This window comes from Aminobacterium sp. UBA4908, assembly GCF_002398115.1.
Classification (GTDB): Bacteria; Synergistota; Synergistia; order Synergistales; family Aminobacteriaceae; genus Aminobacterium; species Aminobacterium mobile.
This window is the reverse complement of sequence record NZ_DHCG01000004.1, coordinates 97,471-111,864: the sequence shown is the minus strand read 5'-3', so window position 1 is coordinate 111,864 and position 14,394 is coordinate 97,471. Positions and strand designations below refer to the sequence as shown.

Sequence of the window (14,394 nt, the reverse complement as noted above, 5' to 3'; positions counted from 1 at the left end):
CCTGTGAAAATAGGAGCTCTTCTTGATTTTTAAAAGAAGAGGGGGACTATGATAATGAATGGTCTTGTAATTAGGAATGTTCGTGTCTATGCTCCAAACTCTTTGGGCTATAAGGATATTTTTATTTTCGGGGGGAAAATCATAAAGATTGAAGACCATGTTTCTTGTAATGCATTGAAAGAAACAGGCCTCGTTTTTCGCATTATAGAGGGGGACCAACTTCTAGCTGTTCCGGGGCTTATTGATCAACATGTACACTTTAATGGAGCCGGAGGAGAGGGAGGCCCTCTCTACCGAACACCGCCTACCCCTCTCTCCCTACTCGTTAAAGCGGGCATAACAACAGCTGTGGGATTGCTAGGAACGGATGGTGTTGCTCGTTCTTTGCGAGAGTTGCTCATGAAGGCCCGTGCCTTAGAGATGGAAGGTATAACCACAAAGATATTTACAGGAGCCTATCAGATCCCCAGCCCTGTTCTGACAAGTGATATTACAAGCGATATAATGCTCATCGATAAAGTAATAGGTCTTAAAATTGCCTTTTCAGATCATCGGTCTTCGCATGTGAGTCGACAAACCCTTCAAGAAACTGTATCACAGGCACGGGTAGGTGGCATCCTCTCTGGAAAATCTGGAGTTGTGATGATCCATATAGGGGAAGGAACTCATCGTCTTCGTCCATTTTTAGATATTGTAGAGACAACTGATATTCCTATTCACCAATTCGCTCCAACCCACCTCAACAGATCTCAGGAGGTTCTTCAAGAAGCTGTTTTTTGGGGAAGGGAAGGGGGATATGTGGATATAAGTGCTGGGGTTTCGAGTCGTTATGGTTTTATTTCAGCTGTAAATCCCAGCCAAGCTGTAGCATTGCTTTTGAAACAAGGAGTGGCTGAAAACCGCATTACTATGAGTTCAGATGGCAACGGAGTCATGACTGTCCATAATCCCGATACAGGTACACTACAACCACTTATCGCGCCGGTGAAGGCTTTATTTGAAGAATTTACGCAAATGATTCGCGAGGGGATAGCTATAGAAACGGCAGTTCGGATTGTATCGACGAATGTAGCTGATCATCTTTGCCTTTTCGAAAAGGGAAGAATTGTCGAAGGTGGTGACGCGGATCTTCTCCTTTTAAGTGAAGATGAACTTTCTCTTCACACAGTCATAGCTCGCGGAGAGATTATGTTTGAAAAGGGACGAGTGATAAAAAGAGGACTTTTTGAGGAACAATAAAAAAGAAGGCCCTCTACTAGCTCTAGAGGGAGGGCCTCTATTTCTCTACATATCAAATTCTCCAAAGGACATATGCGGACTTTTTTGGGGATTAAGCATTGAGTTATAGGCGATAACAAGATGCTCTTGCATGGCCTTTTCTGCAGCAACAGGGTCGTTAGCGGTGATAGCTTCTACAATTTTATGGTGTTCTTCGTAGCTTAACCTTATTTGGGATCCAGGCTGGACCTTATTGAGTTGGGCCAGATTATAAAAACTCATGAAAAAGAAAACATAGAGGTTGGAACGCCAAAAAAGTTGTTGTATATAGCGATACAGATACGTATTTCCTGACATTTTAGCAATGGCCATATGGAACTTCTCGTTCAAGGCAGCATATTCATCTTTTTCGTTAGCGAGATATCTCTTTTTCTCTTCTTCATTGATGCGTGTCAGGGTTTCGGCCATTCTCTTGTCAGCAATTCGCGCAGCAATTCGTGCGGCTTTCCCCTCCAGTGTTATGCGCATGTAGTAAATTTGTTCCATATCGTCCGGAGAAAGAGTAGGGATCAAATATCCTTTTTGCTTAGGCATTTTTTCAATAAAGCCTGTTGAAGCTAAACGAGAGAGAGCCTCCCTCACGGGAGTTCTGCTCATATCGAGTTCTTCAGCCAGGTTTGTTTCATAAATTCTATCTCCAGGTTTAAGTTCATGAGACAAAACAAGTCCTATGATTTTTTGGAAAGCTCGATCGCTTGCTCCTGAACGTTCAGCCACAATTTTTCCTCCTCTGCATAGTAACGTATACCCACTTCATCTTAGCATAAGAAATACATAGCGCTTTAGTCTACCATAAATAAAAAGCGGTTCTGAAGTACATCCCAAAAGTTGGGCAGATATGGCATATGGAGGAACACATTGTCCTTGACAGAAGAAGAGGCTTCTTTATAATCGCTATTGAAATAACATGATATTATAAAACATATAAAGAAATATTTTAGGAGGAATAACCCTGGTTATAGATACGCATCTTCACTCAGAAGAATTTTCTTCCGATAGCTTTCTTCCCATAGAAGAAGCCATCCAAAGAGGTCAAGCTCTTGGGCTTAATGGTATTTGTGTCACAGACCATGAAAGCATGGGAATGCGTGCTTTTGCTCAGGAACTGTCGAAAAAACATAATTTTCTTGTGTTGGTAGGTCTTGAGCTTTTAACTTACGAAGGCGATCTTCTTATTTTTGGTCTTGACGCTGTTCCTCAGAAGAAAATGCATGCTATTGATGTGGTGGATATTGTTGCCCAACAAGGAGGAATAGCTGTGAGTGCCCATCCTTTCCGGGATAATGGCAGAGGTATGGGGAATTTTATTCGCTCTCTTCCTGGACTTAATGGAGTGGAATCTTTCAACGGAAGTACTCGCCTTACTCATAATTTTAGAGCTCATAATCTTGCTTGCGAGCTGGATCTTCCTTGCCTTGGCGGTAGCGATGCTCATCTTGTCAATAGAGTAGGGCGTTATGCCACCGCTTTCCCTGGTATTGTGAGGAGTGAAGAGGATTTTATTGGTGCTATTAAAACAGGAAATGTTTATCCCGTAGTCTATGATGTAGACCGATATGTACGTGTATAGTCTTTTACTTTAAAGGATATAAGCCACCCATATAACGGCAGTCATAACTGCGGCGCTTACTGGTGCAGTGAGAAGGTTGTCCAGCTCATGTTTGAAAAGACCCTCTGTAAAGAGCGTTGCCAAACTGCCCCAGAGTAATATGAGCCATGGTGCCTGTCCCATAGGAACCAACAGTCCAAAAACATATCCTCCAGAGATAGCACCACAAAAACATGCCAAGCTTCCTTCGAGAGTCTTGCCTTCCAGCCATGGAATTTTCCCCCAACGCTGTCCTACAAGTACGGCCCAGGCATCTCCGATGGTAGCCATGACGAGGGCTTGAACTGAAGCGGGATCTGGAAAAAGGGACGCAACAAAAGCGCCGAGAAGATAGCACGTTGTGCCAGAAATAGATTTTTCTTTTCTCTCGTAAGGTTCTGGAGATATGACAGTTAGCCATTTAGACAGGAAAGGGACATGGCAACTTATTTTCTCAAGAGCGAAAGAGAAAACTGTAGCGATCATAAGGTATTTATTCATGACGCCTGAGCCACCAAACGGGTAGATAATGCAGGGAAAAATCAGCCCCCCATATCGGAGTAATTTTCGGCGAACGAGAGGTTCTCGAAAGGCGCAAGTTACGAAAGTTATATCTGAAGCTATTTTGTGGCGCCAGTTAATGAAGAACCATATGCCCACAGGTATTAGCGAAAGAACAGTCCAAAGGTGTGTTTCCGCTCGAACCATCCCCAGAAAAACGCCTAAAACCCATCCTAGGAAAATGCAGAACAAAACGCCCCCACGAAAAGTCAGCCAAAGGGTCAGGGCAATAAGAATAGCTGCTGACATTTCAAGAGGGAGCAAGAGCATGGAAACGATTCCTAAAAGAATTGCAGATCCAATCATTTTTCTCCTTCCTTTTTATCATTTTCCTGCGAGAAAAGAGGATAGTCTTGAAGTTTAACGAAACGGAATCCTTTCTCTTGCAGTAGCGGAATTACGCTCATAAGCCCTTCAGCGGTGCTGCTTTCGGGATGGTTCATATGACAAAGAATAATGTCTCCAGGGCGAGCCTTTAAAAGAACAGAGATAATTTCTTTTTTCGAAAAAGAGGCCCCGCCATCGCCGGCAATTGTGTATCCTACAACAGAGTAGCCCCGTTCCTTAATAATGGAAAGAGCTATATCGTCGTAATAATTTGTTCCTGAACGAAATAGCTTAGGATGTCGCCGAGTCCTGTTGTAAATTGAAGCAGCGCCTTTATCTACCTCTTCCAATAATTCATCTATGGAGCAAGACCCTTTAATTCCGTATGCAGATTGGCCAGAAACAGAAGCAGGTTTGTGGTTCATCCCATGGTTCTCTATTTGAAAGAGGGGAGAGGAAGCGAGATTTAAAAAAACTTCTTCGTTTACCTCTATCCATCGTCCTGTAACAAAGAGAGTGGCGGGAATTTTTTCCTTCTCAAGCCATTCAATAAGCTCCCTGTCAAATCCGTTCCCTCTTTTCCCTCCGCAAGCATCTAACGTGAGCGCTACTACAGGCTCCTCGGTTTTCATGCGAGTACAAACCCCAGGAATAGTTTCTCCCCACAACCGGGGTACAGGGGAAGAAAAAACCTCCCCAGCAGGGAGTAAAAGATATGTATATACCATAATGATAAAGAAAAAAGGGTAACTCACGTATCTTTTTTTCATAGTTTTAGTGTGCTCAAGCTAGAGAAATTCCCTTCTCAAGATAAACATTTTGTACGGAATGAATAAGATCAATGCCTTCTTTAAAAGGTTTCTGAAAGGCTTTTCGACCAAGAATGAGCCCCAGACCACCTCCTCTTTTGTTGATTACCGCAGTTCTTACAGCCTCTCTAAGATCGCTAGCACCTAAAGAAGCCCCCCCTGAGCTGATGAGACCAATTCGTCCCATATAGCAGTTCGCTACTTGGTAACGAAGAAGGTCTATAGGGTGATCGGTAACAAATTTTTCATAAAGCTCTGGCGATGTTTTCCCAAAATGAAGATCTCGAAAGCCTCCATTTGTCATAGGAAGTTTTTGTTTAATAATATCTGCTTCAAGCGTAACACCTAAATAGTTTGCCTGTCCTGTCAGATCAGCAGCGAGATGATAATCCTTTTCTTTAGTTTTAAAGGCCTTGTTTCGTAAGTAACACCAAAGGATGGTGGCCATGCCCATTTCATGAGCTGCTTGGAACGCTGCGGAAACTTCTTGAATTTGGCGAGGCGACTCTGGGCTTCCAAAATAAATAGTCGCGCCTACCGCCACTGCCCCCAAATCTCGAGCTTGTTTTACCGACGCAAAAAGAATCTGGTCGTAGGTGTTGGGATATGAAAGAAGTTGGTTATGATTTATTTTAAGTATAAAGGGAATGCGGTGGGCATATTTTCTAGCCATGGCTCCCAACACGCCAAGTGTGCTGGCTACTGCGCTGCATTCGGCTTCTATAGCAAGTTTCACAATGTTTTCTGGATCAAAATAGATTGGATTAGCTGCAAAACTAGCGCCGGCAGAGTGTTCCACGCCTTGATCTACAGGAAGAATAGAAAGATATCCTGTCCCTTTAAGTCTGCCATGGTCAAAAAGTGTCTGGAGAGATCTCAGCACAGGGGTAGGGCGGTCTGTCTCAGCCGCAAAGCGATCTACAAAATCTGGGCCAGGAACAACAAGCATATCGGAAGGAATTCCCCAACACGTATATGTGAGGAGAGATTCCCTTTCAGGCCCAAGAATTTCCCCAATTTCGTCCAGATACTGCGACATAATTTATCCCTTCTTTCTTTTCTGGATTTCTTCAAAAAAGAGCGAAGCAGAAGAGAATATGGTGTAAAAACAATTCCATCATAACCATGATACCCAATGAATTCAAGCCATCATGTGATACCATACGTTATATAGTTAACTAGAAAGCGGAGAGAGGAGATGACGCTTATGGAAGACGTTCTTGCACCAAAAACTTCTGTTATCGGTTTTATAGGGTTAGGCGTTATGGGAGGTAGTATGGCGAAGCATATTCTCGATGCAGGATATGAACTACATATCTACAACAGGACTCGTGAGAAAGGAAAGGACCTCGTAGAACAGGGCGCTATCTGGGAAGAAAAAGTAGCTGATCTTGCGAGAAAATGCAATGGTGTTATCACAATGGTGGGGTTCCCCAGAGATGTAGAGGAAATATACTTTGGGTCTCAAGGGCTGATTGAGAATACAAAACATGGCACATTTCTTGTTGATATGACGACCTCAAGTCCGAGTCTGGCTCTTCGTATTTATGAAGCGGCGGAACGCAAACAACTTCACGCATTGGATGCTCCTGTCTCTGGTGGGGATAAGGGGGCAAGGGAGGGCTCTCTCTCCATAATGGTTGGGGGCAAAGAAGACACGTTTAAAGCGGTTCTCCCTCTTTTCCAGGTCATGGGAAAGAATATTGTTTACCAGGGCAGGGCTGGGAGTGGTCAACATACTAAAATGGCCAACCAAATCGCCATCGCTTCCAACATGATCGGGGTGTGCGAAGCTATTTCTTATGCTCTTAAAGCTGGCCTTGACCCGGAAAAAGTTCTTGCTAGTATTAGCCAAGGTGCCGCTGGCAGCTGGTCTCTATCGAATCTTGCCCCTCGTATGATTGCCGGCAACTTCGACCCAGGCTTTTATATAAAACATTTTATTAAGGATATGAAGATTGCACTGGAAGCGGCTGATGGAATGAGCCTTGACACTCCTGGTTTGGAGATGGCTCTTTCCATGTATAAGAAATTAGCGTCTTTGGGACACGAAAATGATGGGACCCAGGCCCTCTTCCGTCTTTATAGCGACAAAGAATAAGAGAAAATTTATAGAGCAAATGGAGAAGGCCCTCTCTACAGGAGGGCCTTCTTTAGAGTAGTTCTCGAATTTTCTTTAATTTTTGGGCACGTTCAATAGCACGATCCATAAGTGCCATATGGTTGACCACGACTCGCTCATGTGTGGCAGTTAAAATAATTCCGAGGGCATCGTTTGCAGAAATTTGAAAGAGTAAGCGATTCCCCTCTATTTCGGCGAGAGTCGCTTTGAATTCCAGAGAGACTCCGAGCATAGCGGTGGCTTCATGAACAACTTCAATAGATTTTCCAATAGAGATATATCCTTCGGGCAGAAGATGGTCCACTGTTTTCATACATGCCTCAATAATAGATTGAACACACGACGAGGTGGAAAGAAGCTGGTTGAGATGAACATTTTTATTCCCCACAGTGTCGTCCACTTCCACGGTTTTCTTTACAGTAGCAAAGAGACCTGGTGTCAATATATTCCGCACATCGAACATGTTCCGCCCTCCTTTACAAGATTATTTGTTCTTTATTTTAACACTTGTTTGTCGATCTATGAAAATTTTATGATATATTAAATATTAAGTATTTCCCAAATAGGAAGGAGAGAAGAGAGTGGCGAAAATACTTGCAATTTGTGTGAGTGAGAAAAGAAATGAACCTAAAAGACTACAGAATGAGGCCTCTTTTATTCCAGGTGGAATTGAAGGAGACTCGCACTATGGTTTAAGCGAGCGAGAAGTGAGCCTCCTTCGTCGTGAAGATATAGAGGATGCGGAACAAAAGGCAGGCTTTTCTTTCCCACCAGGTTCTCTTGCTGAAAATCTGATTGTGGAAGGCTTGCCGAGCGAGATGCCTTCAGGAGCTCTATTGCAAATAGGAAAGGATGTAATCCTCCAGGTTGTGGGAAAAGGGAAAAAACCTGGCGAACCCCACTCTTATGACTATAAAGGATGGTGCCTTCTGCCTCTCTGCGGATATTTCCTTAAGGTTTTGAGTGGAGGTACAGCTTTTTTAGGTGATGAAGTGATCTTCCGTTAGTTTGGAAGACCTGGACGTTTCTATAAACATGCTTAGATTAAATATGATTAATAAAATGGATAATAAAGAAAATACGCAACAAGTGATACAGCAACTTTTTGTCAATTCTCATGAGGCCGTTGTTTTAAGCGATGGATCTGGGCGCTGGATATGGGGCAATGAGCAGGCTGTACAGATTTTTGCTCTTCATGAAAAAAAATTAAGAGGGCATTTACTCTATTGGCTGGAAGATGACCAGAAAAGATGGTTTGAAGGAGGAGAGGTAAAGAAAGAGATTTTCATCACGGAAACAACGGGAAAAAGCTCTTTTAGCCTTCAAAAAACCCCCCTTTTCGATGAGCAGAACAATGTTCGGGAAATGGTAGGGGTTATTCGGGATGTTACGTATAGAAAGAAACGAGAGAAAATCGTTCAATTGACTTTAGGTGTTATGAACCACGCCTTGGAAGGTGTGGTTATAACCGATTCCTATGGAACGATTACAATGGTGAACCCTGCCTTTACAACTATTACTGGCTATGAATCTCATGAAGTGATAGGGAAAAACCCAAGAATATTGAAGTCGAATAAGCACACAAAGAACTTTTATATGAATTTTTGGAAATCTCTTATTGAGAAAGGATATTGGGAAGGCGAGATTTGGAATCGCCGTAAGGATGGGGAAGTGTACCCTGAGTGGCTTTATGTTACTAGCGTATACGATGAGAAAGGGCAAGTTACGGAATATATCTCTGTTTTTAGCGATCTTTCTACAATGAAGACGAAGGATGCCCAAATTCGCCTAAAATCTTGGTACGATCAGCTTACGGGACTACCGAACAAGGAGATGTTTCTTGACCTTTTACGTCGGGAGATGAAGAAAAGATCAAAAGATGCCCCTTTTTTGGGAGTTTTATTTCTGAATATAAATCGTTTTAAAGCTGTAAATGAGAGTTTAGGTCATTTTTCCGGCGATCTTCTTTTACAGCATGTAGCTCAACGTCTTCAAAAAGCTGCTGGAGAAATAAATACGGTAGCTCGTATCAGTGGAGATATTTTTTATATTCTTGCCCATCAGGCTAAAAATGTTATGGAGATAGCTCAGATAGCAAAGATGCTTTTAGAGTGCTTCAATGAGCCCTTTGATGTAAATGGTACGCGTTTTTTCCTAACAGCACGGGTTGGTATTAGCGTATTTCCAGACGATGGAACAGACGAGGAGATTTTACTTCAAAAAGCAGATATTGCTCTTTTTAGAGCGAAAGAAACGGGTTTAAATGCGCATCAATTTTTTAAAGGTGAACTTGGTGTTCAGACCGGTGAGCGCCTTTTACTGGAAAGCGATCTTCGAAGAGGGCTTTTATATAACGAGTTTTTTCTCTATTACCAGCCGCAACTCGATATGGTGAAAAAGCATGTTTGTGGAGTAGAGGCATTAGTACGATGGAAACATGGGAAGCGGGGGCTTATCGCTCCTGGAGACTTTATTCCTACAGCGGAAGAGACAGGTCTTATATTACCTTTAGGAGAAAAAATACTTTCTATGGCGTGTAAGCAAAAGAATCGATGGAACGATCGCTTTCTCGGTTCCATCGAAGTGAGCGTAAATATTTCTCCTAAACAGATCTACCAGAAAAATTTCATTGATGAAATAAAAAATATCCTTGAAAAGTATTCTATTGAACCGGGCCAAATTGCTTTTGAAATTACAGAATCTGGAATTATGAAGAACGGAGATTTTTCTCTGACGATACTTCAGAAATTAAAAAGCTTCGGTTGTCGGCTTTTTATCGATGATTTTGGTACAGGATATTCTTCATTAGCGTATCTTAGCCGTTTCCCTGTAGATGTTATAAAAATAGATAAGTCTTTTATCGATGGAATTGGGAAGAATAGCAGTGATGAATTACTTGTTAAAACTATAATCAACTTAGCACATTCTTTGGAACGTAGCGTGATAGCGGAAGGAGTGGAAACTGCGGAGCAACAGTGCTTTCTTGAAAACGTACACTGCGATGTAATTCAGGGGTATATTCTGAGTCGTCCCCTTCCTGCAGTAGAAGTCCCAAATTTCATAAAAAACTATTATCATGCCTAACATAATAAAGGAGTGGGTCTTCATGGATCATCAAAGTTCCATCACGCTCTATGAGCAGGAAGATCACAAGTTTTATCTTCTCGGATGGGAAGAACAGGAAGAAGAAGGAGTTGTCCAGACGAATCAATACGTTATCCTTTCAGGTAAGGAAGTTGTATTGCTCGATCCAGGCGGGGCTCATGTTTTTCCTAGAGTACTTGCCAACGTGGCAGAACTTTTTGAGCTAAAAGACATTAAACATATTTTTTATTCTCACCAAGACCCAGATGTATCGTCTGGCATTACGCTCTGGTTGTCTATGACAGAGCGATCTCAGGTTTATATTTCGGGGCTTTGGACCCGATTCCTTCCTCACTTTGGAATATACGATCATAGAAGAATTACAGCTATCCCCGATAAGGGGGGAGCCTTTTCTCTTTCTAATGGCCGGACTATGAAGCTGATTCCTTCTCATTTTCTTCACTCGACAGGAGCTTTTTCCCTCTATGACCCTACCTCAAGAATTCTCTTTACGGGAGATATTGGTGCTGCGATTTTCCCTCAAAATAGTCGATATCCCGTGGTAGATAATTTTGAAAAACATATTCAGTATATGGAGGGATTTCATAAACGGTATATGGCTTCCAACAATGTTTGTCGACGCTGGGTAAAACAAATCTCTTCTTTGGATATAGTCGCTATTGCGCCACAACACGGAGCTGTTATCAAGGGTAACGACGTGAAGAAATTTCTTTCCTGGTTCGAAAATCTCCAGTGTGGAATGGATCTTCTCGGAACAATATACGGAGCCTAAGGGATTCTTCATATGCTCAACAAGGGGGGATTCATTCTAATGGATAAAAAATATGAAGACATTATTCGACGGTTGAGTACGGCTTTTTTTGCCGATACTATAATGAATTCCTTTATGACTCAACTCGACGAAGTGTTGGTGAGACGTGTTCGGCAGGTGGAACGAGAGATCTCGGAAACAGCGGGAGAATTTATAAGATTGAACGTTTCTCTTGGAGAAATGGTGAAAGATTTTGAAAAAAAGAGTGAGCAGACTCAAAAGAGCATGGAAGAGATTCATAGAATGAACCAGACACTTATGGAAGATTTAAAACGTTCTGGCACGGATCTTGAAGGAATGAGTAACGATGTGGATCGTACCGTTCATACGACTTCCGGGACGTTGGAATCTTTTCTAGAGGTAGAAAAAATGTCTCGGGAAATTCAGAGAATTGCGAAGCAAACGAACCTCCTAGCCCTCAATGCCTCTATTGAAGCGGCTCGAGCTGGGGATCATGGGCGGGGTTTTGCTATTGTCGCAAAAAATGTTCAGGAGTTAGCGGCGGAAACTAAAGTCGCCTCTGAAAATATCACATCTAAGGTAAACGAAATATCTCGTTCAGTTAATGAAGCCGTGGAGAGTGTCCAGCGAGTGGGAAGCATGTTTAAAACGATTCGAGATTCTTTAGCGTCTTTTGCAGAATATTTAACCGAAAATAAGGTTTTTTTGGAACAAGTGCGGAATACAATGACTGACGGTGCTCTTCAAATAACGGAAACTTCTGACGAAATGGAGCGTTCTGTTGTAGTAATGGGGGATGCCTCTAAAAAATTTGAATCTATGGCGGCTACTATCTCTGCAATTGTCCTTGCACAAAAAAATTTGAAAAAAATCAGGCTTTAGACAACTTTTTTACTTTCTTTTCCCTTATATTCAGTAGACGAGGAAGAGAATATGAACGGAGGGAAGGGAGATATTATCCCCCTTCCCTCCGAAGAAGAATCCTTAAAGTCCGAGAATGTTAGGTAGCCACGTAACAGTAGCTGGAATATACGTGATGAGTGCCAGCAGTATCAATAAAGGTATGAGCAAAATACAAAGATCTTTAAGCATCTCCCGTATAGTTATTTTTGCAATACCACATGCCACAAAAAGGCACACGCCAAGTGGTGGAGTACACATTCCAATAGTGAGGTTTACAGCCACAACCACTCCAAAGTGTATTAAGTCGATGTTGAAGGCTTTGACTATAGGAAGGAATAGTGGCACAAAAATAGTCAGCGCACTCGTTGTATCAATAAAGGTCCCTGCGATAAGCAATACTATATTAATGATGAAAAGGGCTCCCCATTTACTGTGTACAAGAGACATAAGTGTTGCTGCTACCTCTTGAGGAACCATTTTTACGGTCATGAACCATATAAAAAGATTTGCAGTCATAAGCACCGTCAAGATAATACCGTTCATAATAGCGGCATTCACGAAAGCTTTCCATATTTTTCTCCATGAAAGCTCTCTATAAACTAATCCACCGACGATGAGGGCATAAGCAACGGCTACTGCTGCTGATTCTGTTGGAGTAAAGATGCCGCCAATAATACCTCCAATGATAATAATGGGCATGAGCAAGGCTAAAATAGCATCTTTAAGTCCAGCTCGGCGCTCTGTGGCAGTAGCTCGGGTTTTGCTCCCTTGATATCCTCGCTGCCTGCTAATAAAGTAATTGGATATCATAAGGAAAATGCCCATTAAAATGCCAGGAATAATACCGCCCATAAAGAGTTTGGCGATAGAAGCACTAACAATAACACCATAGACGACTAGGGGAATGCTTGGTGGAATAATGGGGCCTATGGATCCTGCTGTGGCGACAAGAGCTGCTGAGTATGACGGAGAGTAGTTTTTATTAACCATTTCCGATATAAGAATGCCGCCGATGGCAGCAGTGGCAGCGATAGCGGATCCGGTAACGGCAGCAAAGATCATAGAGGCTACGATAGTCACCATACCTAACCCGCCTGGCCAATGTCCCACAAGAGATTCAGAGAAGTTAGTAAGTCTCTTCGATATTCCTCCAGCAGCCATAAGATCTCCAGCGAGAATAAAGAGGGGAATAGCGATGAAGGCAAAATTATCCACCCCTGTGAACATTCGCTGCACAATAACCTCTAAAGGTAAAGATGTTCCGAGCAACCCTACAAGCGTGACGAAGCCCAAAGAGAAGGAGATGGGGATCCCCACAAGAAATATGGCAAAAAGACCAAGAATCCAACCCATAGTTTACCCCTCCTAAGCCTTGGGGGCGTGCTTGAAGAAGCCACCCACAATTTGAAAGGAATCGATAACAAGAAAAACAAGCATACTCAATACAGTAATCGGAATGACTGCATAAACATAACTCATAGGAAACATGAGGTATGGAGTGTATTGATCAGCGTTCGCTTGCATAAAGGGAATGCTGTAGCGAAGCAAACATGCCAAAAAGATAAAAATCACCACATTAGAGATCAGGTCGAAATAAGGGCGGGTTTTCGAAGGGAAAACCTGTAAAAGCACATCGATGTTGAGGTGTGATTTCTTAAAGAGCCCTACAGCCATGCCAAAAAAAACGGAATAGACGAAAAAAATACGAATAACATCAGTTGCCCATGGCATGGGCATCTGAAATACATAACGTTGGATCACCTGTGCAAAAGTGACGAGGAATAGAACAACAAGGCTGATGCCAGTTAATACAGAAAAAAGTTGCTCGATCTTTTTCAATAGAGGTCACCTCTCTAGCGCGACGACGAGCGCAAAATGGAAAAGGGTGAGGGCAAAAGCCCTCACCTGATAAAAGCTATTTTACCTTCGCCGCAGCATCCTTAATCTTGTTGATGAGTTCTTCAGGAACGTTATCGAGAACTTTGTAAAGGTCTGCTGTTGCTTGGGCAAAAGCCTCCTTATCGGGGTTCTCTACTATCTCTACACCAGCTTTGCGTATGAAATCCAGGCGTTCCTGATCCATCTCAAAAAGTTTTTCTCGTTGGTACGTAGCTGCATCTCTGGCAGCATCTTTAATAATTTTCTGATGCTCTTCAGAGAGAGAACTGAACCATTTGGGGTTAGCAATAATAGCTGCAGCCTCATATGTATGGCCATCTAATGTAAGATATTTTTGAACCTCATAATATTTCATGGAATAAATAGTAGCGATGGGGTTCTCTTGTCCGTCCACTACTTTCTGCTGAAGGGCGCTATAGAGTTCACCGAAAGAAATAGGTGTGGGGATACCACCGAGCATTTTAATAAACTCCATCCAGCTTTTTGATTCCTGAACGCGGATTTTTAGACCTTTTATATCCTCTGGTTTTTCAATAGGTCGAATGTTGTTTGTGAAGTTACGGAAACCAACTTCCCAGAAAGCAAGATTCTGGAAGCCTTTCCCCAACATAAGGGCACCGAGTTCATCTCCAACCTCACCATCAAGGACGGCATAGACTTGCTCTCTAGATTGGAAGAGGTAGGGAATCCCCAGAACCTGAAACTCTGGTACGAAGCTTGGAAGAGCTCCTCCGGCAGCAATAGAAACTATTTCGATCGTTCCCATGCGAACCCCTTCAAGAAGTTCACGTTCACTGCCTCCTAACTGTCCTTGCGGGAAAATATTTACTTTAATTTCTCCATTAGATCTTTCTTCAACTAATTTCTTAAAATATTCTGCGCCAATCTGATATTGGTGTTCAAGGCTTCCTCCATGGGCAAATTTCAACTCCACTGCTGCCATAGAAGTACCGGAAAGAACGAACAACATCGTTACTGCTAACATTGCTACAATTTTCTTCACTTTTACGTACCCCCTCACAATATGGAT

The 14,394-nt window shown here is 42.5% G+C and carries 15 protein-coding genes; 7 read left to right on the top strand and 8 right to left on the bottom strand.

From position 1 onward, the window contains the following. The first annotated feature begins 54 nt into the window (after positions 1–54). Positions 55–1,239: a beta-aspartyl-peptidase gene (gene iadA, locus B4J50_RS05190; protein ID WP_024821245.1), complete on the top strand. Its 1,185-nt coding sequence runs from the start codon at positions 55–57 to the stop codon at positions 1,237–1,239. A gap of 45 nt (positions 1,240–1,284) precedes the next feature. Here the strand turns inward: iadA and B4J50_RS05185 are convergent, their stop codons facing one another. Then, positions 1,285–1,995: a GntR family transcriptional regulator gene (locus B4J50_RS05185; RefSeq protein ID WP_024821244.1), complete on the bottom strand. Its 711-nt coding sequence runs from the start codon at positions 1,993–1,995 to the stop codon at positions 1,285–1,287. A gap of 217 nt (positions 1,996–2,212) precedes the next feature. Between B4J50_RS05185 and B4J50_RS05180 the strand changes: the two genes are divergently transcribed. Further along, positions 2,213–2,848, top strand: a complete 636-nt coding sequence (locus B4J50_RS05180) for a PHP domain-containing protein (RefSeq protein ID WP_334103969.1) — start codon at positions 2,213–2,215, stop codon at positions 2,846–2,848. Positions 2,849–2,857: 9 nt separating this feature from the next. On the opposite strand, the gene B4J50_RS05175 is transcribed toward B4J50_RS05180, so the two are convergent. The 3 genes from B4J50_RS05175 to B4J50_RS05165 form a co-directional block, all read right to left on the bottom strand. Beyond that, positions 2,858–3,733: a hypothetical protein gene (locus tag B4J50_RS05175; RefSeq protein WP_286847753.1), complete on the bottom strand. Its 876-nt coding sequence runs from the start codon at positions 3,731–3,733 to the stop codon at positions 2,858–2,860. Further along, positions 3,730–4,386 carry a polysaccharide deacetylase family protein gene (locus B4J50_RS05170; protein ID WP_245587067.1) on the bottom strand — a complete coding sequence of 219 codons (657 nt, stop codon included), beginning with the start codon at positions 4,384–4,386 and terminating at the stop codon, positions 3,730–3,732. The genes B4J50_RS05175 and B4J50_RS05170 overlap by 4 nt, the downstream gene beginning before the upstream one ends. Positions 4,387–4,537: 151 nt before the next feature. After that, positions 4,538–5,602, bottom strand: a complete 1,065-nt coding sequence (locus B4J50_RS05165) for a class I fructose-bisphosphate aldolase (RefSeq protein ID WP_024821240.1) — start codon at positions 5,600–5,602, stop codon at positions 4,538–4,540. Between the two features lie 168 nt (positions 5,603–5,770). Between B4J50_RS05165 and B4J50_RS05160 the strand changes: the two genes are divergently transcribed. Beyond that, positions 5,771–6,664 carry an NAD(P)-dependent oxidoreductase gene (locus B4J50_RS05160; protein ID WP_024821239.1) on the top strand — a complete coding sequence of 298 codons (894 nt, stop codon included), beginning with the start codon at positions 5,771–5,773 and terminating at the stop codon, positions 6,662–6,664. Between the two features lie 52 nt (positions 6,665–6,716). Here B4J50_RS05160 and B4J50_RS05155 read toward each other — a convergent pair whose 3' ends face one another. After that, a complete protein-coding gene (locus B4J50_RS05155; protein ID WP_024821238.1) occupies positions 6,717–7,148 on the bottom strand; it encodes a thioesterase family protein in 432 nt (143 codons plus the stop codon). A gap of 118 nt (positions 7,149–7,266) precedes the next feature. On the opposite strand from B4J50_RS05155, the gene B4J50_RS05150 reads away from it, so the two are divergent. The 4 genes from B4J50_RS05150 to B4J50_RS05135 are packed head-to-tail and all read left to right on the top strand — an operon-like array spanning position 7,267 to position 11,444. Then, positions 7,267–7,692, top strand: a complete 426-nt coding sequence (locus tag B4J50_RS05150; protein WP_024821237.1) for an MOSC domain-containing protein — start codon at positions 7,267–7,269, stop codon at positions 7,690–7,692. A 55-nt stretch (positions 7,693–7,747) separates the two neighbouring features. Further along, on the top strand, positions 7,748–9,769 hold the full coding sequence (locus tag B4J50_RS05145; protein ID WP_286953967.1) for a sensor domain-containing protein: 2,022 nt from the start codon (positions 7,748–7,750) through the stop codon (positions 9,767–9,769). A gap of 22 nt (positions 9,770–9,791) precedes the next feature. Next, a complete protein-coding gene (locus tag B4J50_RS05140) occupies positions 9,792–10,562 on the top strand; it encodes an MBL fold metallo-hydrolase (RefSeq protein WP_286847755.1) in 771 nt (256 codons plus the stop codon). A 39-nt stretch (positions 10,563–10,601) separates the two neighbouring features. Next, a complete protein-coding gene (locus B4J50_RS05135; protein WP_286847756.1) occupies positions 10,602–11,444 on the top strand; it encodes a methyl-accepting chemotaxis protein in 843 nt (280 codons plus the stop codon). Between the two features lie 102 nt (positions 11,445–11,546). Here the strand turns inward: B4J50_RS05135 and B4J50_RS05130 are convergent, their stop codons facing one another. The 3 genes from B4J50_RS05130 to B4J50_RS05120 form a co-directional block, all read right to left on the bottom strand. After that, positions 11,547–12,818, bottom strand: a complete 1,272-nt coding sequence (locus B4J50_RS05130; RefSeq protein ID WP_286847757.1) for a TRAP transporter large permease — start codon at positions 12,816–12,818, stop codon at positions 11,547–11,549. 12 nt (positions 12,819–12,830) lie between these two features. Then, positions 12,831–13,304: a TRAP transporter small permease gene (locus B4J50_RS05125; protein ID WP_286847758.1), complete on the bottom strand. Its 474-nt coding sequence runs from the start codon at positions 13,302–13,304 to the stop codon at positions 12,831–12,833. A gap of 76 nt (positions 13,305–13,380) precedes the next feature. Then, positions 13,381–14,367, bottom strand: coding sequence for a DctP family TRAP transporter solute-binding subunit (locus B4J50_RS05120; RefSeq protein WP_024821231.1), 987 nt, complete (start codon positions 14,365–14,367; stop codon positions 13,381–13,383). Between the last annotated feature and the right edge of the window lie 27 nt (positions 14,368–14,394).

What these genes read in the sequence shown, in the direction of transcription:
- B4J50_RS05130 (WP_286847757.1), bottom strand. Translation starts at nt 12,818, where the DNA reads ATGGGTTGGATTCTTGGTCTTTTTGCCATATTTCTTGTGGGGATCCCC.
- B4J50_RS05165 (WP_024821240.1), bottom strand. Translation starts at nt 5,602, where the DNA reads ATGTCGCAGTATCTGGACGAAATTGGGGAAATTCTTGGGCCTGAAAGG.
- B4J50_RS05155 (WP_024821238.1), bottom strand. Translation starts at nt 7,148, where the DNA reads ATGTTCGATGTGCGGAATATATTGACACCAGGTCTCTTTGCTACTGTA.
- B4J50_RS05140 (WP_286847755.1), top strand. Translation starts at nt 9,792, where the DNA reads ATGGATCATCAAAGTTCCATCACGCTCTATGAGCAGGAAGATCACAAG.
- B4J50_RS05175 (WP_286847753.1), bottom strand. Translation starts at nt 3,733, where the DNA reads ATGATTGGATCTGCAATTCTTTTAGGAATCGTTTCCATGCTCTTGCTC.
- B4J50_RS05135 (WP_286847756.1), top strand. Translation starts at nt 10,602, where the DNA reads ATGGATAAAAAATATGAAGACATTATTCGACGGTTGAGTACGGCTTTT.
- B4J50_RS05145 (WP_286953967.1), top strand. Translation starts at nt 7,748, where the DNA reads ATGGATAATAAAGAAAATACGCAACAAGTGATACAGCAACTTTTTGTC.
- iadA (WP_024821245.1), top strand. Translation starts at nt 55, where the DNA reads ATGAATGGTCTTGTAATTAGGAATGTTCGTGTCTATGCTCCAAACTCT.
- B4J50_RS05170 (WP_245587067.1), bottom strand. Translation starts at nt 4,386, where the DNA reads ATGAAAACCGAGGAGCCTGTAGTAGCGCTCACGTTAGATGCTTGCGGA.
- B4J50_RS05160 (WP_024821239.1), top strand. Translation starts at nt 5,771, where the DNA reads ATGGAAGACGTTCTTGCACCAAAAACTTCTGTTATCGGTTTTATAGGG.